Source organism: Streptomyces sp. NPDC059957 (assembly GCF_042730015.1).
Lineage (GTDB): Bacteria > Actinomycetota > Actinomycetes > Streptomycetales > Streptomycetaceae > Streptomyces.
On record NZ_JBHWMB010000011.1, the window covers coordinates 1 to 23,917 of the forward strand.

General features: G+C 72.3%; 17 protein-coding genes. 11 read left to right on the forward strand and 6 right to left on the reverse strand.

The features are described from left to right. Positions 1 to 152: 152 nt before the first annotated feature. Complete coding sequence (locus ACFWBW_RS09905) at positions 153 to 893, reverse strand: YwiC-like family protein (RefSeq protein ID WP_385370148.1); 741 nt, start codon at positions 891 to 893, stop codon at positions 153 to 155. 231 nt (positions 894 to 1,124) lie between these two features. On the opposite strand from ACFWBW_RS09905, the gene ACFWBW_RS09910 reads away from it, so the two are divergent. The 11 genes from ACFWBW_RS09910 to ACFWBW_RS09960 all read left to right on the forward strand — a co-directional run bounded on the left by ACFWBW_RS09910 (position 1,125) and on the right by ACFWBW_RS09960 (position 17,838). Then, positions 1,125 to 4,844 carry a nitrate reductase subunit alpha gene (locus tag ACFWBW_RS09910; protein ID WP_385370150.1) on the forward strand — a complete coding sequence of 1,240 codons (3,720 nt, stop codon included), beginning with the start codon at positions 1,125 to 1,127 and terminating at the stop codon, positions 4,842 to 4,844. Between the two features lie 4 nt (positions 4,845 to 4,848). After that, positions 4,849 to 6,402: a nitrate reductase subunit beta gene (gene narH / locus ACFWBW_RS09915; protein WP_385370152.1), complete on the forward strand. Its 1,554-nt coding sequence runs from the start codon at positions 4,849 to 4,851 to the stop codon at positions 6,400 to 6,402. Between the two features lie 11 nt (positions 6,403 to 6,413). After that, complete coding sequence (gene narJ / locus ACFWBW_RS09920) at positions 6,414 to 7,112, forward strand: nitrate reductase molybdenum cofactor assembly chaperone (RefSeq protein WP_385370346.1); 699 nt, start codon at positions 6,414 to 6,416, stop codon at positions 7,110 to 7,112. Then, positions 7,112 to 7,837: a respiratory nitrate reductase subunit gamma gene (narI, locus tag ACFWBW_RS09925; protein WP_385370154.1), complete on the forward strand. Its 726-nt coding sequence runs from the start codon at positions 7,112 to 7,114 to the stop codon at positions 7,835 to 7,837. The genes narJ and narI overlap by 1 nt, the downstream gene beginning before the upstream one ends. Further along, entirely contained in the window at positions 7,834 to 9,051 is a 1,218-nt protein-coding gene (locus ACFWBW_RS09930; protein ID WP_385370156.1) for a TIGR04053 family radical SAM/SPASM domain-containing protein, read from the forward strand. The genes narI and ACFWBW_RS09930 overlap by 4 nt, the downstream gene beginning before the upstream one ends. 70 nt (positions 9,052 to 9,121) lie before the next feature. After that, positions 9,122 to 10,501, forward strand: a complete 1,380-nt coding sequence (gene hemG, locus ACFWBW_RS09935) for a protoporphyrinogen oxidase (RefSeq protein ID WP_385370158.1) — start codon at positions 9,122 to 9,124, stop codon at positions 10,499 to 10,501. A gap of 233 nt (positions 10,502 to 10,734) precedes the next feature. Beyond that, positions 10,735 to 11,403 carry a two-component system response regulator CseB gene (gene cseB, locus ACFWBW_RS09940; RefSeq protein WP_385370348.1) on the forward strand — a complete coding sequence of 223 codons (669 nt, stop codon included), beginning with the start codon at positions 10,735 to 10,737 and terminating at the stop codon, positions 11,401 to 11,403. Between the two features lie 5 nt (positions 11,404 to 11,408). Next, positions 11,409 to 12,656, forward strand: coding sequence for a sensor histidine kinase (locus tag ACFWBW_RS09945; RefSeq protein ID WP_385370160.1), 1,248 nt, complete (start codon positions 11,409 to 11,411; stop codon positions 12,654 to 12,656). A gap of 123 nt (positions 12,657 to 12,779) precedes the next feature. Next, complete coding sequence (locus ACFWBW_RS09950) at positions 12,780 to 13,562, forward strand: ABC transporter ATP-binding protein (protein ID WP_385370162.1); 783 nt, start codon at positions 12,780 to 12,782, stop codon at positions 13,560 to 13,562. Positions 13,563 to 13,633: 71 nt separating this feature from the next. Continuing rightward, complete coding sequence (locus tag ACFWBW_RS09955) at positions 13,634 to 16,165, forward strand: ABC transporter permease (protein WP_385370164.1); 2,532 nt, start codon at positions 13,634 to 13,636, stop codon at positions 16,163 to 16,165. An 86-nt stretch (positions 16,166 to 16,251) separates the two neighbouring features. Then, positions 16,252 to 17,838, forward strand: a complete 1,587-nt coding sequence (locus ACFWBW_RS09960; protein ID WP_385370166.1) for an alpha/beta hydrolase — start codon at positions 16,252 to 16,254, stop codon at positions 17,836 to 17,838. Between the two features lie 99 nt (positions 17,839 to 17,937). On the opposite strand, the gene moeZ is transcribed toward ACFWBW_RS09960, so the two are convergent. The 5 genes from moeZ to ACFWBW_RS09985 form a co-directional block, all read right to left on the reverse strand. Then, complete coding sequence (gene moeZ / locus ACFWBW_RS09965; protein WP_266904765.1) at positions 17,938 to 19,116, reverse strand: adenylyltransferase/sulfurtransferase MoeZ; 1,179 nt, start codon at positions 19,114 to 19,116, stop codon at positions 17,938 to 17,940. Positions 19,117 to 19,179: 63 nt separating this feature from the next. Continuing rightward, positions 19,180 to 19,932 (reverse strand): spherulation-specific family 4 protein, encoded by a 753-nt coding sequence (locus tag ACFWBW_RS09970; protein WP_385370168.1) that lies wholly within the window; start codon positions 19,930 to 19,932, stop codon positions 19,180 to 19,182. Then, entirely contained in the window at positions 19,920 to 20,945 is a 1,026-nt protein-coding gene (locus ACFWBW_RS09975) for an NAD-dependent epimerase/dehydratase (RefSeq protein WP_243335987.1), read from the reverse strand. The genes ACFWBW_RS09970 and ACFWBW_RS09975 overlap by 13 nt, the downstream gene beginning before the upstream one ends. Before the next feature lie 108 nt (positions 20,946 to 21,053). After that, complete coding sequence (locus ACFWBW_RS09980) at positions 21,054 to 21,971, reverse strand: hypothetical protein (protein ID WP_385370170.1); 918 nt, start codon at positions 21,969 to 21,971, stop codon at positions 21,054 to 21,056. Further along, positions 21,968 to 23,740: a DUF3492 domain-containing protein gene (locus ACFWBW_RS09985; RefSeq protein WP_385370172.1), complete on the reverse strand. Its 1,773-nt coding sequence runs from the start codon at positions 23,738 to 23,740 to the stop codon at positions 21,968 to 21,970. Before ACFWBW_RS09985 ends, ACFWBW_RS09980 begins: the two co-directional genes overlap by 4 nt. Positions 23,741 to 23,917 lie beyond the last annotated feature (177 nt).

The following is a 23,917-nucleotide window of genomic DNA, read 5'->3' on the forward strand; positions in this document are numbered from 1 at the left end:
TGGCCGGGAAGGTTTGCCGGGTCGCGGCGTCCGGTGCGGTGCATCGCAAGGCGGAGGGCCACGGCTCGTACCGGACGTACTTCCGCGGTCCGACAACGCGGCGAGGTGCCGTGCCGGGCGTCGCGACCCGGTGAACCTTCCCGGTCACAGCACTAGAAGAGCAGCAGCAGCGAAGCCAGCAGTGCCGCCGATCCCGCGATCTCGACGGCGCCGACCACCGCCACCTTGAGCCCCCGCCCGGGGAGGGCGATCGCGCGGGCCAGGTAGGTCGCGAAGGGGAGGGCCAGCCACGGGGACAGGCAGGCCGCCAGGGCGGTGGCCGTCGCGTGGTAGGCCACCGAACCACGGTAGTACGTACGGGAGTTCCGCTCCCTGATCATCGTCTTCACGTACGGGACCGTGCCCGCGAAGTACAGCAGGCAGGCGGCGGCGGGCGCCCAGGGCAGGCCGCCCCCGCCGAGCCGCGCCGCCACCAGCAGCATCCCGCACGTCGGGACCACCGCGGCCAGTCCGTTGGCCAGGGCGCGCTCGCGGCCCAGCCACGCGTACCGGGTGTTCACGGCCACGAAGGGCGCCGCCGCCGCGCCCGCGAGCAGCAGCCAGGGATGGAGCGCCGCGAGCGGGATCCCCGCCAGGGCGGTCGCCGCGCCGAGTGCGAGGGCCGGGCGGACGCGGCGCCGCGCCACCTCCGGGCGCCGGGCCGCGACCCGGCGCAGGCGCAGCCACTGCTGGGCGTGGAAGACCGCCGCGTAGCCGAGGAGCCAGGCCGTCAGGAGCAGGGCGTGCTGCCATCCGGGCCGCGGCGCGAGGAACGTGCCCGCGAGGAAGGGCACCGTGAGCATCGCCCACGCCCCGTGCTGGTCCGGGATCCAGGAGGCCTTCTTCGGCGGCACGTTCTGCACCTTCCCCGGTAATTGGTATTCGGGCTCGTAATTTTCCGGCCGCACAAAGGAGTTGGCCTTCTCCAGCGTGGCATCCACTCGACCTGTGAAAGACCGGAATTAGGTCACGCCCGTACGGGACCTTTGTCATCGGATTCGCCTCCGCACCGGGCGTAGCGTCGTGTCTGGGTCATCTTGCCCGGACCCCACGCACCGCCTTTTATTCCGGCCTGGAGGGTCGCCTTGAACGAGCGCCACATACGCGATGGACGCGACGGACACCAGGACGCCGCCGAATCGCTGATCAAGGCGGGCAGCTTCTTCCGGAGCGCCGAGGTCTCCGGCGACCTGCGGACCATCCACCACACCGGCGGCCGCGCGGCGGAGGCCTTCTACCGCGACCGGTGGAGCCACGACAAGGTCGTGTACTCCACCCACGGCGTGAACTGCACGGGCTCCTGCCGGTGGAAGGTCTACGTCAAGGACGGGATCATCACCTGGGAGACCCAGTCCACCGACTACCCCTCCGTGGGACCCGACAGCCCCGAGTACGAGCCCCGCGGCTGCCCGCGCGGCGCCTCCTTCTCCTGGTACTCCTACTCCCCCACCCGGGTGCGCTACCCGTACGTGCGCGGCGCCCTGCTGGAGATGTACCGCGAGGCCAAGGCGCGCCTCGGCGACCCGGTCGAGGCCTGGGCCGACGTCCAGGCCGACCCGGTGCGCAGGCGTACGTACCAGCAGGCGCGCGGCAAGGGCGGGCTGGTGCGGGCGACGTGGGAGGAGGCGACGGAGATCGTCGCCGCCGCGCACGTGCACACGATCAAGGAGCACGGTCCGGACCGGGTCGCCGGCTTCTCGCCGATCCCGGCGATGTCGATGGCCTCGCACGCGGCCGGCGCCCGTTTCCACTCGCTCATCGGCGCGCCGATGCTGTCCTTCTACGACTGGTACGCCGACCTCCCGGTCGCCTCCCCGCAGGTGTTCGGGGACCAGACGGACGTCCCGGAGTCGGGCGACTGGTGGGACGCCGCGTACCTGATGATGTGGGGCTCGAACGTCCCCGTCACGCGCACCCCGGACGCGCACTGGATGGCCGAGGCCCGCTACCGCGGCCAGAAGGTCGTCACCGTTTCCCCGGATTACGCGGACAACACCAAATTCGCCGACGAATGGATGCATCCGCACCCCGGTACGGACGGTGCGCTGGCCCTCGCGATGGGCCATGTCATCCTCAAGGAATTCTTCGTCGACCAGCAGACCCCCTTCTTCACGGACTACGTCCGGCAGTACACGGACCTGCCTTTCCTGGTGTCCCTCACGGAGACCGAACAGGGCCTGGTTCCCGGGAAATTCGTCACCGCCGCCGATCTCGGAGAAACGGGTCTTCCGGACGCGGGCGAGAACGCGCAGTGGAAGACGGTCCTGATCGACGACACGACCGGCGAGGTCGTCGTCCCGAACGGCACGCTCGGCCACCGCTGGGGCAAGAACGAGAAGCCCGAGTGGAACCTCGAACTCGGCGACACCGTCCCGCGCCTGACCCTCCACGGAACCGCCGACGAGAGCGTGGAGATCGTCCTCCCCCGCTTCGAGGACGACGAGCAGGGTGTGGACCAGGACGGGAAGCCGCGCGGCACGATCCGCCGCGGTGTGCCCGTACGGTGTCTGGGCGGCAAGCTCGTCACGACGGTCTTCGACCTGATGCTCGCCCAGTACGGGGTGGGCCGCGAGGGCCTGCCCGGTGTGTGGCCCACCGGCTACGAGGACGCGAGCGCCCCGGGCACCCCCGGCTGGCAGGAGTCGCTGACCTCGGTCCCGGCGGCCCAGGCGGCGCGCGTGGCACGGGAGTTCGCGCAGACGGCCGAGCAGTCCAAGGGGCGCTGCATGATCCTGATGGGCGCGGGCACCAACCACTGGTTCCACTCCGAGACCATCTACCGCTCCTTCCTGGCCCTGCTCACCCTCACCGGCTGCCAGGGCCGCAACGGCGGCGGCTGGGGCCACTACGTCGGCCAGGAGAAGTGCCGCCCGGTCACCGGCTGGGCCACGCTGGCCGCCGCCTCCGACTGGTCGCGCCCGCCGCGCCAGATGATCGGCGCGGCCTGGTTCTACCTGCACACCGACCAGTGGCGCTACGACACCCTGCCGGCCGAGGCGCTGGCCTCCCCGCTCGCTTCCGGCGCCTTCGAGGGCATGACGGGCTCGGACTGCCTGGCGGCGAGCACCCGGATGGGCTGGATGCCCTCGTACCCGACCTTCGACCGCAACCCGCTGGAGCTGGGCGAGGCCGAGGACCCGATCGCCGAAACGGTCCGCCGGCTCAAGAGCGGCGAGCTCGGCTTCGCCGGCGAGGACCCGGACGCGCCGGGCAACTGGCCGCGCGTGCTCAACGTATGGCGGGCGAACCTCCTGGGCTCCAGCTCCAAGGGCAACGAGTACTTCCTGAAGCACCTCCTGGGCACCCACTCCAACCTGCCCGAGGACGGGCCGCGCTGCACGCCGAAGGACGTGACGTACCGGGAGGAGGACGTGGAGGGCAAGCTCGACCTGCTCATGTCCATGGACTTCCGGATGACGTCCACGACGCTGCTCTCCGACGTGGTGTTCCCGGCGGCCACCTGGTACGAGAAGCACGACCTGTCCTCCACGGACATGCACCCCTTCCTGCACGCCTTCACCCCGGCCGTGGACCCGCCGTGGCAGGCGCGGTCCGATTACGACGCCTTCAAGGGACTGGCCGAGCGCTTCGGGGAGCTCGCCAAGACCCACCTGGGCGTGCGCAAGGACCTGGTCGCCACCGCCCTGCAGCACGACACCCCGGGCGGCGAGATGGCCCAGCCCGGCGGGGTCGCGCTGGACTGGTCGAAGGGCGAGTGCGAGCCCGTACCGGGCCGGACCATGTACAACCTGGCGGTCGTGGAGCGGGACTACGGGGCGGTCGGCGAGAAGTTCGCCGCGCTCGGACCGCTCGTGGACAAGCTGGGCGTGACCACGAAGGCGGTCACCTTCGACGTGGCCGAGGAGATCGCCTACCTCGGCGCGAAGAACGGCACGGTGCGCGGCGGAGTCGCCGACGGCCGCCCGCGACTGGAGACAGCCCAGCAGGCCTGCGAGGCGATCCTCTCGCTGTCCGGCACCAGCAACGGCCGCCTCGCCACCCAGGGGTTCGAGACGCTGGAGAAGAAGGTCGGCACCCCGATGGCCCACCTGGCCGCCGAGGCCGAGGGCAAGCGGATCACCTTCGCCGACACCCAGGCCCGCCCCGTCCCGGTGATCACCTCGCCGGAGTGGTCGGGCTCCGAGTCCGGCGGGCGCCGGTACACGGCCTTCACGATCAACACCGAGCACCTCAAGCCCTGGCACACCCTCACCGGCCGCCAGCACTTCTTCATCGACCACGACTGGCTGCACGAGGTCGGGGAGTCCCTCCCCGTCTACAAGCCGCCGCTGAACATGCACACCCTGTACGGGGAGCCCGAGCTCGGCACGGTCGACGAGAAGGCCAAGTCGGTGGCCGTCCGCTACCTGACCCCGCACAACAAGTGGGCGATCCACAGCCAGTACCAGGACAACCTCTACATGATGACCCTGGGCCGCGGCGGCCAGACGGTGTGGATGTCCCCGCAGGACGCCGAGGCGATCGGGGTCGCGGACAACGACTGGATCGAGGCGGTCAACCGCAACGGCGTGATCACCGCCCGCGCGATCGTCTCCCACAAGATGCCGCCCGGCACGGTCTACATGAACCACGCGCAGGAGCGCACGGTCGGCGTCCCCAAGACGGAGAAGACCGGCCGCCGCGGCGGCATCCACAACTCGCTGACCCGGGTGATGCTCAAGCCCACCCACCTCATCGGCGGCTACGCCCAGCTCACCTGGGCCTTCAACTACCTCGGCCCGACCGGCAACCAGCGCGACGAGGTGACGGTCATCCGCCGCCGCGACCAGAAGGTGGAGTTCTAACAACATGCCCCCTCGCGAAGCGAAAATCGGACGGGTTATGGCACAGGTCGCGATGGTCATGAACCTCGACAAGTGCATCGGCTGCCACACCTGCTCGGTCACCTGCAAGCAGGCGTGGACCAACCGGCAGGGCACCGAGTACGTCTGGTTCAACAACGTCGAGACCCTCCCCGGCCAGGGTTACCCGCGCCGCTGGGAGGACCAGGAGAAGTGGAAGGGCGGCTGGGAGCGCACCCGCTCCGGCAAGCTCCGCCTCAAGGCGGGCGGCCGCCTCGCCAAGCTGGGCAAGATCTTCGCGAACCCGGACCTGCCGGAGATCGACGACTACTACCAGCCCTGGACCTACGAGTACAAGAACCTCACCGAGGCCCCGGCGGGCGACGACATGCCCACCGCCCGGCCCGTCTCCCAGCTCACCGGCGAGCCCATCGACAAGATCGAGTGGGGTCCGAACTGGGACGACAATCTCGGCGGTGCGCCCACGCACGCCCCGCAGGACCCGATCATCGAGAAGATCCGCGACGAGGTCGGCGAGAAGATCCGCTTCGAGTTCGAGCAGAGCTTCATGTTCTACCTGCCGCGCATCTGCGAGCACTGCCTCAACCCCGCGTGCGTCTCCTCCTGCCCCTCCGGCGCGATGTACAAGCGCGAGGAGGACGGCATCGTCCTGGTCGACCAGGACCAGTGCCGCGGCTGGCGGATGTGCGTGACCGGATGCCCGTACAAGAAGGTGTACTTCAACCACCAGACCGGCAAGGCCGAGAAGTGCACCTTCTGCTTCCCGCGCATCGAGGTCGGCATGCCGACCGTGTGCTCGGAGACCTGCGTCGGCCGGATGCGCTACCTCGGCGTGATGCTCTACGACGCCGACAAGGTGGCCGAGGCCGCCGCGGTCGAGGACGAGCACGACCTCTACCCCTCCCAGGTGGAGTGCTTCCTGGACCCCGCGGACCCGGCCGTGATCGCCGCCGCCCGCGCGGCCGGCATCACCGACGAGTGGCTCGACGCGGCCCGCAACTCCCCGGTCTACGACCTGATCGCCACCTACCAGGTCGCCCTCCCGCTCCACCCGGAGTACCGGACGATGCCGATGGTCTGGTACGTCCCGCCGCTCTCCCCCGTCGTCGAGGCGGTCGCCGCCACCGGCAGCGACGGCGAGGACGCCGGCAACCTCTTCGGCGCCATCGAGTCCCTGCGCATCCCCGTCGAGTACCTCGCGGAGGTACTCACCGCCGGCGACACCGTGCCCGTGGAGGCGGTGCTGCGCCGGATGGCCGCGATGCGCGCCTACATGCGGCGCGTCAACCTGGGCGAGGAACGGGACGAGTCGATCGCGCGGGCCGTCGGACTGTCGGGCCGGGAGATGGAGGACATGTTCCGGCTCCTCGCCATCGCCAAGATCGAGGACCGCTTCGTGATCCCCAGCGCCGCCCGCGCCGAGGCCGACGCGCTCGCGGACTCGCACCCCCTCGACGACACGGACCGGGGCTGCCCCGTCAGCGCCCTGCCCGAACCCAGGGTGATGCTCAACCTCGGTGATACCAGGAGGCGTTCGTGACCCGGGACCCGATGAGCGGCGATGCGCTGGTACGGCTGGTCGCCGGCTGCGTACTGCAGTACCCCGGCGACTACTTCCACGACGAACTCCCGCGGCTCCGTGCGGCCCTCGCCGGGGCGCCCGCCGAACCGGCCCGACTCCTCGGGGCGTTCCTCGACGAGGCCGAGTGGCAGACCCCGATCGAGCTGTGCTCCCAGTACACCTCGACCTTCGACACCCGAAACCGGCGCTGCCTCTACCTCACCTGGTGGGTCGACGGGGACACCCGCCGGCGCGGGCTGTCCCTGGTCCGGCTGAAGCGGATCTACCGGGACTTCGGCCTGGAGTTCGCGGGCGAGGAGCTGCCCGACTTCCTCCCGGTGGCCCTGGAGTTCGCCGCCCGCGAGGAGGAGGCGGGCATCCGGCTGCTCCAGGAGCACCGGGCCGGGCTGGAGCTGCTGCGCCTGGCGCTCACCGAGTCCGGGTCCCCGTACGCCCGGATCCTGGAGGCCGTCTGCGCGACGCTTCCCGGCCCCTCCCCCGAGACCAAGGCGGAGGCGAAGGCCCTCGCGAAGAACGGGCCGCCGCAGGAGCTGGTGGGCGCGGGCTCGGCGCTCGAACCCTTCGGGCCGGGCCTCGACATGCCGGCGGACTTTCCCTCGGCCGCCCCGACCGACCTCCCCTGGCCCACGACGGCTCACTCGACCGCCTCCGAAAGGATGCCCGCCTGATGGACCTCCTCCTGTGGGGCGTACTGCCGTACGTCTCGATCGCCCTGCTCATCGCGGGCACGGTCTGGCGGGCCCGCTTCGACAAGTTCGGCTGGACCACGCACTCCTCGCAGCTGCACGAGTCGCGGCTGCTGCGCATCGGCTCGCCGCTCTTCCACTTCGGCATGCTCTTCGTGGTCGTGGGCCACGTGGTCGGTCTGCTCATCCCCAAGAGCTGGACCGACGCGGTGGGCCTGAGCGACCACGCGTACCACCTGATGGCGCTGGCCACCGGCACGATCGCGGGCGTCGCGGCCGCCGTGGGCATCGGGATCCTGGTCTACCGGCGCTTCAAGGTGCCGGCCGTGCGCAGGGCGACCCTGCGCAGCGACCACCTGATGTACTCGTTCCTGCTCGGCGCGATGATCCTCGGGCTGACGGCGACCCTGCTGAACTCGGCCGGGATGACGGACGGTTACAACTACCGCGACGGCATCTCGGTGTGGTTCCGCAGCCTGTTCACCTTCACCCCGGACTACCAGCTGATGGCGGGCGCCCCGCTCGCCTTCAAGATCCACATCCTGTTCGGCTTCACGCTGTTCGCGCTGATCCCGTACTCGCGCCTGGTGCACATGTTCTCGGTGCCGCTGAAGTACCTGTTCCGGCCGTACGTGGTCTACCGCAAGCGGGACCCGAAGCAGCTCGCCAACCGCCCGAGCAAGCGCGGCTGGGAGCGGGTCTCGTGACCCCGCACCCCGCGCACGCCACCCGGCCCTCCCACACCGTCGTCCGCCAGCCCCGTCACGCGGTCTCCGACCGGCCCTTCATCGTCATCTGGGAGGCCACCCGGGCCTGCCCGCTGGCCTGTCTGCACTGCCGGGCCGAGGCGCAGACCCTGCGCCACCCCGAGGAGCTCGACGGGGCGGACGCCCGCCGGGTGATGGACCAGATCGCCGCCTTCGGCAAGCCCGGCCCGCTCTTCGTGATCACCGGCGGGGACCCCTTCCAGCGCGCCGACCTCACCGACCTGATCGCGTACGGGACCTCGCTCGGCCTGCGCGTCGCGGTGTCCCCGTCGGGGACGCCGACGCTGACCCGGGAGAACCTCGTAGCGGTCCGGGAGGCGGGTGCCATCGCGCTCTCGCTCTCCCTGGACGGTTCCACGGCCGAGCGCCACGACGCCTTCCGGGGCGTGTCCGGGGTCTACGACTGGACGCTGGAGGGCTGGCGGGCCGCCCGGGAGCTCGGGCTCAAGGTGCAGATCAACACCACGGTCACCCGCGACAGCCTGGAGGACCTGGCCGATATCGCGGCGCTGGTCAAGCGCGAGGGCGCGATGCTCTGGTCGGGCTTCGTCCTGGTCCCGACCGGGCGCGGGGAACAGCTGGACTCCCTGACCGCCGCCGAGATCGAGGACGTCCTGCACTTCCTGTACGACTGCGGGGCGGTGATGGCCACCAAGACGACGGAGGGCCACCACTTCCGGCGGGTCGTGCTGCAGCGCACGATCCTGGACGCGCGCGGCGAGCGGCCCGCCCTGGGCCCGCTGTACGAGCGCCTGACGGCCCGCGCCCACGAACTGGGAGTCTTCGGCGGGGAGCGGCGCACCGTGCGCCGGCCGCCCATGGACGTCTCCTCGGGCCGCGGCTTCGTCTTCATCTCGCACACGGGCGAGGTGCACCCCAGCGGCTTCCTGCCCCTCTCGGCGGGCAACGTGAAGAACCACCCGCTGACCGAGATCTACCGGGGCTCGGCGCTCTTCACCAAGCTCCGCGACCCCGCGCTGCTGCGCGGCAAGTGCGGGGCCTGCGAGTTCAAGACGGTGTGCGGGGGATCGCGCTCCCGGGCGTACGGGTTCACGCGCGACGTGCTCGAAGCGGACCCGTACTGCGCGTACGAGCCCGGCAGCTTCCCCTACCAGGAGGATCTCAGGGCTCTGACCGAAAGCATGAGGCGCTGACCCACTCCGGTCCCATAAGTTCCATATGGGAACATATCGACCACGGCCTCGGGGCCACGGGAGAACAAAAATGCGTTCAGTGATCGTCATCGGTGGCGGGATCAGCGGTCTGGCCGCCGCGTGGCAGTTGCGCGGCCAGGCCGATGTCACCGTCCTGGAGAGCCACGCCAAGGTCGGCGGGAAGCTCCGGACCGGCACCATCGCCGGCATCACCGTCGACGAGGGCGCGGAATCCCTCATGGCCCTGCGTCCGGAGGCCGTGGAACTGGCCGCCGCCGTCGGACTCGGCGAGGCCCTCTGCGATCCCGCGAAGGCCGCCACCACCATCTGGACCAACGGCGCCCTGCGACCGCTGCCCGCCGGACACGTGATGGGCGTCCCCACCGACCCCTCCGCCCTGGCCGGCACCGGACTGCTCTCCCCCGAGGGCGTACGCCGCGTCGCCGCCGAGGAGACCCTCCCGGCCACCCCGCTCACCGAGGACTGCTCGGTCACCGAGTACCTGGGCGGCCGCTTCGGCCAGGAAGCCGTGGACCGGCTCATCGAACCCATGCTGGGCGGCGTCTACGCCGGCCTCGCCGACCGGCTCTCGCTGCGCGCGGCCATGCCCCGGATCGCGGCCCTCGCCGAAGCGGGCACCCCGCTCCTCCCGGCCCTGCGCCGGATGCGCGCGGCGGGCGCCCCCCGCTCGGGGGCCGTCGCCGTCCAGGGCGTCGTCGGCGGCACCGGACGCTTCCCGGCGGCCGTCGCGGAGGCCTGCGGAGCCCGCATCCTCACCGGGACGACGGCCCGCTCGCTCCAGAGGGTCGCGGGCGACCGCTGGCGCGCGCAGGCGATGACCGGCGACGGCGCGCTGACGATGGAGGCCGACGCGGTGATCCTCGCCCTCCCCGCCTTCGCCGCGGCGGAGCTGCTGCGCCCGCACTCCCCGATGGCCGAGGCCGGGCTCTCCTCGATCCCGCACGCCTCGACGGCCGTCATCACCATGGCCTTCTCCCGCGCCCAGGCCCACTTCCTCCCCGAGGGCAACGGCTTCCTGGTCCCGCCGGTCGACGGCCACACCCTGAAGGCCGCCTCCTTCCTCTCCAACAAGTGGTCCTGGCTGCACGACGCGGCCCCGGAGACCTTCGTGCTCCGCGCCTCCATCGGCCGCATCGGCGAGGACGAGCTCCTCGGCCGCCCCGACCGCCACCTGGTCCGCTCGGCCATCGCCGAGCTCCACCACGCGGTCGGCCCCATGGGCGAACCCCTGGCCACCCGCGTCACCCGCTGGGACCGGGGCCTGCCCCAGTACGGCGTCGGACACCGCGAACGCGTCGCCCGCATCCGCGAGGCCGCCGGCAAGCTCCCGGGCATCGCCCTGTGCGGAGCGGCGTACGAGGGCGTGGGCGTGGCCGCCTGCGTCGCGACGGGGCGCGCGGCGGCGAAGCAGGTCCTGGCGCAGCCGTAGCGAGCGCCCCCCTTCGTATCCGGTTTTGTATCCGTCGGGTATCGGGAAGCGCTTGGTTCTTCATCTGATCAGTCCGCAGGGCCGTGGCGGGGGTGTCCGCCACGGCCGCTGCCATATCGTTCCTTTCAGGCCATCGCCCACCGAACAGGAGCCAGCCGCCCGTGTCCTCCCCCACCCCGGCTCCCTCCGCCCCGCGACCCGTTCGCGTGCTGCTGGTGGAGGACGACGAGCTGATGCGCCGCTCGTTCACCGTCTCCCTGGAGCGCTACGGGTACACGGTGCGGGCCGCCGCCGACGGGCTCACGGGCCTCGAATCCTTCCGCGACGAGGACTTCGACCTGCTGATCCTCGACGTGATGCTGCCCGGCCTCGACGGGATCGGGCTGTGCCGCAAGGTACGGGAGACCAGTCTGGTCCCGGTCCTGATGATGTCGGCCCGCGGCGACGGGCTGGACATCGTCTCCGGTCTGGAGGCCGGGGCGGACGACTACGTGGTCAAGCCCGTGGACACCAACGTGCTCGTGGCCCGCATCCGCTCGCTCCTGCGGCGCGCCACCTACGCCCCCGCCACGGCGGCCGGACACGCCACGGCCGAGGATCCGGGACCGTCCGAGGGGGAGCTCCTGTCCTTCGGCGACCTGACCATCCACACCGGCGGCCTGGACGTGGCCGTCGGCGGAACCCCGGTGGCGCTGACCCCGACCGAGCTGAAGCTGCTGCTGGAGTTCGCCGCCCACCCGGGCATCGTGCTGGAGCGGCACACCCTGCTGCGCAACGTCTGGGACTACGGCTGGGACGGCGACAGCCGGGTCGTGGACCTGTGCGTGCAGAGGCTGCGCGGCAAGCTCGGCCGGGACCGGATCGAAACGGTCCGCGGTTTCGGCTACAAGCTCAGGCGCTGAGAGCGGTGCGTCCCTCCGATCAGCCGCGGCGGCCCCGGGTGACCCTGCGCTGGAAGATCGCCGCACTGGCCGCGGTCACGGCGTGCATGGTCGTGCTGGTAGTGGGCCTGCTGGTGCACGTATGGACCAAGCACGACATCCGGCACCGGGCCGAACGGCAGGCCCGCGACGACGTGATCTCGGCGACGGACGTCTACCGCCGGTCGGGGACCCTCACGAGCGATGCCCGCCTCGACCCGGCCGACCTGCCCTACGCACTGAGCAAGCCCACCGACGACGACCCGCACGTGTCCTACGGCGGGAACGTCCCCGGAAGCACGGACCCGACCGTCTGGGGCGCCCAGCGGGTCAGCGGTCCCGGCAGCCCCGTGCTGGCCGTCCAGATCACCAACTACACCGAGTTCCGCGAGCTCCACCGGCTCGACCTGACCATGGCGGTGGCCTCACTGATCGCCCTCGCGGTCGTCACCCCCCTGGCGGCCTTCGGAGCCGGGGTGCTGGGCCTCCGGCTGCGGCGGGTCTCCGAGACCGCGGTCCGGATCTCCGCCGGGGACCTGGACGCCCGGACAGGACCGACGAGGGGCCGCGACGAGGTGTCCGACATCGCCGTGGCCGTCGACCGCATGGCCGACAGCCTCAGCCGGCGCCTGCGCGACGAGCGCCGGTTCACCGCCGACGTGGCCCACGAACTGCGCACGCCCGTCGGCGGCCTGCTCGTCACCGCCGACCTGCTCCCTGACGGGGAGACCGAGGACCTGCTCCGGGCCCGGGTGCGCGATCTGCGCGGGCTGGTCGAGGACCTGCTGGAGATCTCCCGGCTCGACGCCGGGGCCGAACGGGCGGTCCGTGCCCGGGTCCCGCTCGGCGCGGTCGTCGCCGAGGCGGTGACGCGCACCGGCCTTGTCACCGAGGTCGACGTCACCGGGCAGGGCGAACACGTGGAGACCGACCCGCGCCGCCTCGAACGGATCGTCGGCAACCTCGTCGTCAACGCCCACCGGCACGGGAAGGGTCCGGTGCGGGTCACCGTGGAGGACCGTACGGTCATCGTGCGCGACCACGGCCCCGGCTACCCCGCCGAGCTGCTGAGCAACGGCCCGCGCCGCTTCCAGACGGGTGCGACCGAGCGCGGTACGGGCCACGGCCTCGGCCTGACGATCGCCGTGGGTCAGGCCCAGGTGCTCGGCGCCGAACTCCGCTTCGCCAACGCCCCGGACGGCGGCGCCGTCGCCACGCTGCGCCTGCCGCACTGAAGGCCCGTCAGCTACACGATCGATACAGACCGGAGCGAACGCCGATACCCCGCGACCCGGGCGCCGATACCTCCCCCCGACACCCTTCGGAGTGCAGCTTCCCGCACCCGAAGAGGAGTCCCCGTGACCGCCGCCCCCCTTGCCCCGCACCCGCACTCCGCGCCGACCGGCATCGCGGCGGCCGCCACCGGCCTCTCGAAGGTCTACGGCAGCGGTGACACCCGGGTCGTCGCGCTGGACGGGGTCGACATCTCCTTCCGCGAGGGCGAGTTCACCGCGATCATGGGCCCCTCCGGCTGTGGCAAGTCCACCCTGATGCACTGCGCCGCCGGGCTCGACTCCTTCTCCTCCGGCTCCGTCCGCATCGGCACCACCGAGCTGGGCTCCCTGAACGACGAGCAGCTCACCCGGCTGCGCCGCGACCGGATCGGGTTCATCTTCCAGGCGTTCAACCTGATGCCCACGCTGACCGCGCTGCAGAACATCACGCTGCCGCTGACCATCGCCGGCCGCAAGCCCGACCAGCAGTGGCTGGACCACGTGGTGGCGATGACCGGACTCGCCGACCGCCTCGGCCACCGTCCCGGGCAGCTCTCCGGCGGGCAGCAGCAGCGCGTGGCGGTGGCCCGGGCCCTGGTCTCGCGCCCCGCGATCATCTTCGGCGACGAGCCCACCGGAAACCTCGACTCCCGTGCCGGGGCCGAGGTCCTGGGCTTCCTGCGCGGCTCGGTGCGCGAGCTGGGCCAGACCGTGGTCATGGTCACCCACGACCCCGTCGCCGCCGCCTACGCCGACCGCGTGGTCTTCCTCTCCGACGGCCGCCTCGTCGACGAGATGCAGCAGCCCACCGCGGACCGGGTCCTGGACCGGATGAAGGCGTTCGACGCCCGCTTCCGTACGAGCTGACCCCTCCGCGCTCCCGCACCGCACCAGCCGCCCGCCCGCTCCCCCGGGCCCGCCTCCCAGGATCCGCATCCATGTTCCGTACCGCCCTGCGCAACGTGCTCGCGCACAAGGCCCGCCTGCTGATGACCGTGTTCGCGGTCATGCTCGGCGTCACCTTCGTCACCGGCAGCCTCGTCTACGGCGACAGCCAGAAGCAGGCCAACACCGACCGGGCGAGCGCCGGCTACGACCGCATCTCCCTCAACGTCTCGCCGGGCGCCGTGCCCGGCGGCCCACCCGGCACCCTCGACGCCCGCACCGCGGCCTCCCTGGCCGAGGTTCCCGGTGTGGCCGCCGCCGCGGGCCGGGTCAACGGCTTCGCCGCCGTCGCCGACCCCGAGGGCCGGCTGCTGGGCAGCGCCGAGTTCCGCAAGGGCGGCAACTTCGCCCCGGCCAAGGACGGAACGGACCCGGCCTACGCGTTCGTGGAGGGATCCGGCCCGGTCGGCGGCAAGGCCGTCGCCCTCGACGAGGCCTCCGCCGCCAAGGGCGGCTACCACGTCGGCGACACCGTGCGCGTCGGCACGAGCACCGGCGCCGAGTCCTACCGGCTCAGCGGCGTCTTCCGCACCGACGCCTCGAAGCTCACCCCCGCCGGCAGCCTGGTGCTGTTCGCCGACGCCACCGCCCAGAAGCTGTTCCTCCAGCCCGGCCGCTACACCGACATCGAGATCACGGCCGCCCCCGGCACCGACTCGGCGCAGCTCCTCAGCCGGGTCGAAGCGGTGATCCCCAAGGACTCCACCGCGGTCACCGGCGCCTTCCTCGCCCGGCTCCAGGCGAACCGCGCCTCCACCGGCAGCGACACCATGAGCCAGATCATGGTGGGGTTCGCCGCGGTCGCCTTGTTCGTGGCCACCTTCCTGATCTCCAACACCTTCACCATGCTGGTCTCCCGGCGCACCAGGGAACTGGCCCTGATGCGGGCCGTCGGCGCCACCCGCAAGCAGGTCCGCCGGATCCTGCTCACCGAGTCCGTGCTCGTCGGCGTGATCGCCTCCGTGGCCGGCATCGTGGCCGGCAGCGGAGTCGCCGCCCTGCTCCAGGCCGTCTTCTCCTCCGCCGAGAGCCCGGACGCCCCGCTGACCCTGCTGCCCTCCACCGTGATCATCGCGCTGGTGGTCGGCACCGCCCTGCCCGTGCTCGCCGCCTGGGTGCCGGTGCGCCGGGCCATGGCCATCCCGCCCGTCGCCGCGCTCGGCGCCGCCGAGCGCGCCGCCCCCGCCCGCGCCGGCTCCCTGCGCACCGGGATCGGCTCCGCCCTGCTGGTCACCGGAGCGGCCGCGACCCTGTACGGAAGCCTCGGTGCCCGTGCCGACGACGCCCGGACCGTCATCGGCCTCGGCGCGGCCCTCGCCCTGACCGGCGCCCTCGCCCTCATCCCGCTGCTGTCCCGGCCGTTCACCGCCCTGCTCCGGCCGCTGCTGCTCCGCTGCAGCCCGGTGCACGGAGACCTCGCCGCCCGCAACACCGTGCGCGACCCGCGGCGTACCGGCGCCACCGCCTCGGCGCTCGCCATCGCCCTCGCGCTGGCCTCGGGCCTGTCGGTCCTCGGCGCTTCCGCCACCCAGTACCTCGACGGGGCGACCACCCGCGACATCACCGCCGACTACTTCGTGCAGGCCCCCTCGGGCGGGCAGCGGATGACCCCCGCCACCGCCGAGCCCCTCAAGAAGCTGTCCGGCGCCACCTTCAGCCCCCTCAACCAGTCCACCGAGTACGAGATCGGCGGCGTCCGCTCCGTCCTGACCGGGGTCGACCCCGCCGCCATCGGCCGCCTGCTGCGCTACGAGGTGACCTCGGGCTCCCTCGACAGCCTCGGCCAGGGCAAGGTCGCCGTCGCCGACTACAAGGCCCGGGCCAACGGCTGGAAGGTCGGCCAGAGCCTCCCCGTGAAGCGGCTGGAGCAGCAGGGCGAAGTCACCATCGGCGCGATCTACCACGCGGACGAGCAGAGCAAGGTGCTGCCCAGCATCACCGCGCCCGACTCCCTGGTCGCCCGCTTCGACTCCACCCCGCACACCGACTCGATCGTCGTGGCCACCGCGGGCGGCCCCGGCCGGGCCCAGCTCGCGAGCGTCGTCAAGGCGCTCGGCGACAACCCCGCCCTGTCCGTCCTCGACAAGGAGTCCATCCGGTCCGAGGACACCAGCGGCATCGGCGACCAGCTGGGCATCTTCTACGCGATGCTCAGCATGGCCCTGGTGATCGCCGCCCTGGGCATCGCCAACACCCTCGCGATGTCCGTGCTCGAACGCCGCAAGGAGATCGGCACGCTGCGCGCCCTCGGCCTGGACCGCGCCGGGGTGACCCGGATGATCCGCATCGAGGCCCTGCTCGTCGGCGCCCTCGGCGCGGCCGTCGGCACCGTGATGGGCATCTTCATGGGCTGGGCCCTCGGCAACACCCTCCAGGAGAGCGTCGCCGGATACGCCCTGGTCATCCCCTGGGGACGGCTCGCCCTCGGGGTGCTGCTCGCCCTCGCCGGCGCCCTCCTCGCCTCCCTCTTGCCGGCCCGCCGGGCCGCCCGCGTGGACATCCCCGCGGCGACCGCGGCGCACTGACCGCAAGACGGCCCGCCGCCGCCCCCGCATGACCCGGATGGGTCAGCGCGGGGGCGGCGCGCGCGAGGCGCGCACAGGATGAAGGCATGCCCACACACACCCTCCGGGTGGCCGCTGCCGCCGCCGCTGCCGCCGCGCTGCTCGCCACCAGTGCCTGTTCCGACGGTGGAGGCGAGAAGAAGAGGGGCAAGGACGGCGCCGCGCAGGACATCGAGAAACCCAAGTGGGGCGAGTGCCAGGCCCCCACCCCCGCCGAGGGTGTCGGGCAGGTTCCCGGCAAGGACTGGCAGTGCGCCGTCATCGACGTGCCCCTCGACTACGCCGAGCCGGAGGGGGAGACGATCCCGCTGGCGCTGATCCGGGCGAAGGCCCGGGACAAGGACAAGCGGATCGGCTCGCTCGTCTTCAACTTCGGCGGCCCCGGCGGCTCCGGCATCGCCACCCTGCCCGGCGCGGCGAAGGAGTACGCGGCCCTGCGCGAGCGCTACGACCTGGTCAGCTTCGACCCGCGCGGGGTGGGCCGGAGCGCGCCCGTGCTGTGCGAGGACGACAAGCAGCTGGACGCGTACTACTCCGCGGACTCCAGCCCCTCGACGCCGGAGGAGGAGAAGCAGTTCCTGGCCACCTCCAAGAAGTACAAGGACGCCTGCCAGGCGAAGTCCGGCAAGGTGCTGCCCCATGTCGGCACCGAGAACGCGGCCCGTGACCTGGACCGGATCCGCCAGGCCCTCGGCGACGAGAAGCTGTACTACTTCGGCATCTCCTACGGCACCGAGCTCGGCGGGGTCTACGCCCACCTGTTCCCCAAGAACGTCGGCCGGGCCGTCTTCGACGCCGTGGTCGACCCCACCAAGAACTCCGAGCAGGGCGCCCTCGGCCAGGCGAAGGGCTTCCAGCTCGCGCTCGGCAACTTCGCCCAGGACTGCGTGGACCGCGGCGACTCGTGCGTCCTGCAGGGCAGCACCGCCAAGGAGATCGAGGCGAACATCATCAAGCTCCAGAAGCAGCTGGCCGCCAAGCCCATCCCCGGCTCCGGAGACCGGCTGCTCACGGAGGACGCCGCGACCAACGGCATCGCCTTCGCCCTGTACTCCAAGGAGGCCTGGCCGCTACTGGAACAGGGTCTGGACGAGGCCGAGGGCGGTCAGGGGCAGTTGCTGCTCGCCATGTCCGACGCCCTCAACGGCCGCGACCCGAAGGGCACTTACAGCAACATCGGTTCGGCCAACACCGCCATCAGCTGCGCCGACTCCAAGGACCGCTACACCCTGGCACAGACCAAGGCGAAGCTGCCCGAGTTCCGGGCCGCCTCGCCCGTCTTCGGGGACTTCCTCGGCTGGGCCATGATGGGCTGCACCGACTGGCCCGTCGCCGGCGCCTGGAACACCCCGGACGTCTCCGCCCCCGGCTCGGCTCCGATCCTGGTGATCGGCAACACCGGTGACCCGGCGACCCCGTACGAGGGCGCCCGCAAGATGGTGGAGCGGCTCGGCCCCGGCGTCGGCGTGGAGCTCACCTTCAAGGGCGAGGGGCACGGCGCCTACAACAGCGGCGACCCGTGCGTGCAGCAGGCCGTCGACTCCTACCTGCTCGACGGCAAGGTCCCCGGCACGGGCACCGTCTGCACGGCGTCGAAGTCCCCGACGCCGACCTCCCCGACCTCGCCCGTCTAGTGCTGTGGCCCGGAAGCAAGTCCCCCGAGCACGCCGGAGGGGCCGTACCTCGCGCGAGCGAAGTACGGCCCCTGCGGGTGACTGCCAGGTGACGGGCTCCTAGTAGACCGGCTTCTCGGGCTCGATCTGGTGGACCCAGCCGATGACGCCGCCGCCGACGTGGACCGCGTCCGCGAAGCCCGCGGACTTCAGGACCGCGAGGACTTCCGCACTGCGGACACCCGTCTTGCAGTGCAAGACGATGCGCTTGTCCTGCGGCAGGTCCGCGAGGGCGGTGCCCATCAGGAACTCGCCCTTGGGGATCAGCTTCGCGCCGGGGATCGAGACGATCTCGTACTCGTTGATCTCACGGACGTCAATGATCTCGATCGGCTCGTCGTTGTCGATCCACTCCTTGAGCTGCTTGGGAGTGATCGTCGAGCCGAGCGCGGCCTCCTGGGCCTCCTCCGACACGACGCCGCAGAAGGCCTCGTAGTCGATGAGCTCGGTGACGGTCGCGTTCGGACCGCAGACCGCGCAGTCGGGGTCCTTGCGGACCTTGACCTGGCGGTACTGCATCTCCAGGGCGTCGTAGATCATCAGACGGCCGACCAGCGACTCGCCGACGCCCGTGAGGACCTTGATGGCCTCGGTGACCTGGATGGACCCGATGGACGCGCAGAGCACGCCCAGCACGCCGCCCTCGGCGCAGCTCGGGACCATGCCCGGCGGGGGCGGCTCCGGGTAGAGGCAGCGGTAGCACGGGCCGTGCTCGGACCAGAAGACCGAGGCCTGGCCGTCGAAGCGGTAGATCGAGCCCCACACGTACGGCTTGTTCAGCAGCACGCAGGCGTCGTTCACGAGGTAGCGCGTGGCGAAGTTGTCCGTGCCGTCGACGATGAGGTCGTACTGGCTGAAGATCTCCATCACGTTCTCGGCTTCGAGCCGCTCTTCGTGAAGGACCACGTTCACGTACGGGTTGATGCCCAGCACGCTGTCGCGGGCCGACTCGGCCTTGGAACGGCCGATGTCCGCCTGACTGTGGATGATCTGGCGCTGGAGGTTCGACTCGTCGACCTCGTCGAACTCCACGATGCCCAGCGTGCCGACGCCGGCCGCGGCCAGGTACATGAGGGCGGGCGAGCCGAGGCCGCCCGCGCCCACGGCCAGCACCTTGGCGTTCTTCAGGCGCTTCTGGCCGTCCATCCCCACGTCGGGGATGATCAGGTGGCGGGAGTACCGACGGACCTCGTCAACGGTGAGCTCAGCAGCTGGCTCTACCAGGGGTGGCAGCGACACGGGGACTCCGTAGATGATTAAGTCTTAACGGTGGTTCTTCCCGTAACACTGCCACGCCCTCCTTCATTCCGAGACACCCGGTCCGATCCGCGAGACGATTTCGTCCCAGTACCCGGGCATCGAGGCCCAGGGATCCAAGGGAGCGGCCCCGCGCCGGTCGGTGAACCAGATGGTCCCCGCGCCCTGCCAGCGGGCGATCCGGAGCGCTTCCTCCAGGTGCGTGCGCGGTACTCCGTGCACGAGGTGGCAGAACGTCTCCGGCGGGTGGTCGGCCGTCCACTCCGCGACCTGCGACCAGCGGTAGTCGGCCCAGGTCCCGGAGAAGGTGACCAGCTGGTCTGCGGTTTCCGTGTACCCCTCATAGGGGTGGGTGCCGTGCCCGAGGACGATCCGCACGTCCTCGCCGAGACCCCGCAGGGTGTCCACGACCCGGCGAACGGAGGCCAGTTCCGCCTTCCCGGCCGGGGCGTCCGCGAGGTAGAAACCGTCGGCTCCGTACCAGTCGCGGAAGCGGTGGGCGTCGGAGACGAGCTCCCCGAACGACCGCTCCCCGTCTCGCATGGCGAGATGACCGAGGACCGCGCCGCCCGCGCCCCGGAGCTTCGCGGCCGCCTCCGTGCAGTGCGGGTCTGGCCGGCCGCCCGGCCCGTCCGTGACGTTGAGGACGGCCCAGTGCAGCGGCGTGCCGGGCCGGGTCAGCTCGGCCCACTCCACCGGGGCCAGCAGCGGGTGCGCGTACCCGGGGACTCCCAAGCCGAGCCTGCCCGCCTCGGTGGCGGCCCGGCCGGTCGCCGGCGGGGTGGTCAGATGCGGCACGCCGCCTCCATCCAGATGTCCGCGAGGGACTCCTCCAGGTTGATCCGCGGCCGCCAGCCGAGCCGGTCGCGGGCGGTACGGACGTCCGCCTGCTGCCAGGCTCCGCAGCCGTCCGGGTAGGGGTACGGGGGCTGGGCCGTCGCGGCGGCGAGCTGCTCGGCCGTGGCCTCGGAGCGCGGGGAGCCGATCGCGGCGAGCCCGGCGGGCCGCCCGGGGTGCCCGTGCGCCTGCGGGTGCTGGGCGTGCTGTCCGTGCTGCGGTACGTCGATCTCGTGCAGCGAGCCTCCGTACCCGGCGACCCGCGCCAGCACGGCGGCCGCGTCGCGCAGCCGGACCGCCCGGCCGGTGCCGATGTTGACGACGCCCTGGGCCGCCGACAGCGAGGCGGCGTGGACCGCGCGCGCCACGTCCCGTACGTCGACGAAGTCGCGCTGGACTCCGAGCCCGCTGAGCTTGAGCTCGCCGTCCCCGGACTGCATCGCGCGCCGCATGGCCTCGGCGAGGCGGCCGAGGGGGGACCCGGCGGGGGTGCCGGGGCCCACGGGCGAGAAGACCCGCAGGACGACGGCGTCCAGCCCGGAGCCGAGCACGAGCTCGGTGGCGGCCAGTTTGCTGACTCCGTACGGCCCTCCCGGTCTGGGCACGGCGTCCTCGGCCGTGGACGACCCGGGCTGGCTGGGCCCGTACTCGGCGGCGCAGCCGAGCTGGACGAGCCGGGCTCCGCAGCCGCTGCGGCGCAGCGATTCGCAGATGGTGGCGACGGCGACGGTGTTGTGCCGGGTGAGCTCGCGGGCACCGCCCCGGGTGGCTCCCGCGCAGTTGATGACGACGCCCGGGTGGACGGCGTCGAGGAACCGTGTGAGCGCGCCGGGGCTTCCGGTGGCGAGGTCGAAGCGGACGTCGGCGTCGTCTCCGCGGCCGAGCGCGGTGAGCTGGACCGCGGGGTCGGCGAGCAGTCGGTCCGCCACGTAGCGCCCGAGGTATCCGTTGGCTCCGATCAGCAACACCCTCATCGCGCGTCCCCTTGGTTGGTTGGCTGGCCGGTCATGTCCTGTTTCTCCTTGCTGGATGGGTCGATCGGGGTTTGGGGTACGGCGCTTCGGTGTCTGCTTCCGAAGGAATCAGGGCCGCTGCGCGTGCGCGGAGGCCCGCGACAGCACGAGGACGGCGGGCACGAGGACTCCCACCGCGGCGGCGAACGGCGCCGCCGGGACCGGGAGCAGGGCGAGTACGAGGGCCAGGGCCGACGCGAGGGCTCCGCGGGGGGCTCCGTGGCCGAGCAGCAGCCGGGTCAGGAGGAGCAGCACCGCGAGCGGTACGGCCACCGCCAGGGGGGTCCCGGCCAGTGCGGCCGCCCCCGCGGCGGCCGCGGCGTACAGCGCGAGCGTCCCGAGGAGCAGGGGTCTCACCCCGTCGGCGAAGTCCTCCAGGGCCCGGCTCCCGGCGAGGCGGCGCCGGGCGCGGGCCGCGAAGACGGCGCCGGCCAGGTATCCGGGGGCGACGGCCACGGCCAGCGCGATGCCGAGCGGGGTGCCGTGGCGGTGGACGGCCCAGCCGAGGGCGGCGGCGGCCAGCAGGTACACGGCGGCGGGGAAGCGGCCCCCGGCGGCCCGGCCCGGCCGTCCGAGGCCGGCGACGGTGACGAGCACCGCGAGGGCTCCGGCCCAGGGCACCCCGGCGGCGGCCGCGCCGAGGGCGAGGGCCCCGGGCAGCAGTGCGTAGCCGAAGCCCCGTACGGCCTTGGCGTGGACCGGGATTCCGGTCGGCGGGGCGGGCGGGGTGCCGTCGCGGGGGGTCCGGGCGTAGAGCTCCTCCGCGAGGGAGAAGACGTCCCGGTGGCGGAAGCGGGCGGCGGTGCGGTCGGTGATGCCGTGCGCCTCCAGTCCGGCGGCGATCTCCAGCGGGTCCACGGCGTGCTCGCAGAGTTCCCGGTGGCGGTGGAGCAGCGCCTTGACGGGGTCCCCGCCGGAGCGGGCCCGGCGGGGCGGGGGCGGGGGCGGATCCATGGGGGGAATGGCTTCGTCCAGGGGCACGGTCATGCGGAGGCCTCCGTACTCGCGGCACGCTCGGCGGGCACCATGACTGGGTCCGGTGCCGTTCCCGCATCCGGGGCCTCGGTCCCGGCGGCCGGGGTGGCCTCCTCGGGCGCGGACGCCGCTGACGAGGCACCGGGCTCGGGGTGGGGGGCGGCCCAGGTGGGGGTGGCCCAGTGGCCGGGGACCCGGGCCTCGGGCGGCTGCTCGAAGGGCACTCCGGTGCCGTCGGGGCGGGCCGGGCCGCGGGCGAGCAGCCGCAGGTAGGACTCCTGGAAGGCGGCGACGTTCTGCTCGACGGTGAAGAGTTCGAGGGCCCGTGCCCGGGCGGCGGAGCCGAGCCGCTGGGCCCGCTCGGGGTCCCGCAGCAGCGAGACGCAGGCTTCGGCGAGGGCGCGCGGGTTGCGCGGCGGCACCACGAGCCCGGTTCCGCCGATCACCTCGACGACGGCGCCGACGTCGGTGGACACGGTGGCCCGGCCGCAGAACATGGCCTCGGCCAGGGTGATGGGGAAGCCCTCGATGACGGAGGAGAGCACGACCACCCGCCCGGAGCCGTACGCGTGGGCCGGCGACGGCGCGTCGGGTCCGCCGATCTCCTCGAAGGTGACCGGGTTCTCGCCGACCGCGTGCGCGTCGGCGGCCTCGTCGGGGAAGAGCTGCGCGGCGAGCGAGCGGCAGTCGGCCAGGTAGCCGTGCCCGACCGCCTGGTTGCCTTGTCCGGCCGTCTGGTTGCCCGATGCGGCCGCCTGGTTGCCCGACCCGGCCGCCGCCGCGAAGATCCGCAGCCGTGCGCGCGGTTCGGCCCGGCGCACCTCGGCGAAGGCGTGCAGCAGGGCGATCAGGTCCTTGGCGGGGTCCACCCGGCCGACCCAGACGAGCGTGTGCGGGTCCCCGCACGCCGGGTCCTCGCCGACCGCGGCGAATCGGTCCGCCTCCATCCCGGGGTAGACCGTGCGCAGCCGCTCGCGGGAGGCCCCGCAGCGTTCCTGCCAGCGCCGGGCGTGCGCGTTTCCGGGGGTGAGCAGGTCGGCCTGGGAGTAGATCTCGCCGGCCAGCCGGGTGTGGAACGCCGCGAGCAGGGCCCGTACGGCCGGCCGCTCGTCCCGCGCGGAGTGCTCCAGGTAGTGGGCGCGGAGCTGGACCCCGTACTCGGTGACCAGGAGCGGCACTCCGAAGAAGCGTTTGGCCAGGAGCCCGGGCAGCGCCGCGACGCCGCCCGCGGCGGCGTGGCAGACGTCGACCTCGCTGAGCTCCTCGTACCAGTCCAGGGACAACGGCCGCAGCATCCGCTCCAGTTCGTCCACGAACTCCAGCAGGTCCGCGACCTGCGCCTGCTGTACTTCCCTGCTCGCCTCGGGGGCGCGGCAGGCGGACTCCACCGCCCGTACGGCCGTCTCGGAGCGCAGTGCCGCGTACAGCCCGCCCTGTTCGGAGGCGAGGGCGGCCAGACCGTACAGCCCGTCCGCGAACCGTGCGGGGTCGGCTCCGCAGATCCCGCGGACCAGTTCCGTGAAGGCGGCGGCGAAGCGGCGGCGCTCGCGGCGCCGGTAGCTGCGCCCGTCATCGGCCGGCGCCCACAGCGGGGCGGTCCGCACCCGGGTGACGTGGGGGGGCAGCGGCACCCGGCCGCGCTCCTCCTGATCGGCGCTGCGGCTCAGGGCGTAGAGCTCGAACTCGTGCTGGGGAAGCCCGCGCACGAGCCGGTCGCACCACAGCCTCGCTTCCCCCGTCGCATACGGATAACCACCTTCCGTGAGCAGTCCGATCCGCACGAGTGGCACCCCCGATCTCCCGTTTCAGGCGGTCTCCGTCGGTCCGGCGACCCGCCGGATACGAACTCAAGCGGATATGCCGAAGGCGGGGAGGAAAGGGGTCTGTTGTGGAGCCGGGAAGGGGGGAGAGGGGTAAATTTTTCGGTCGGTTTGCGCTTTGGCGCGCTCAAAAAGCTG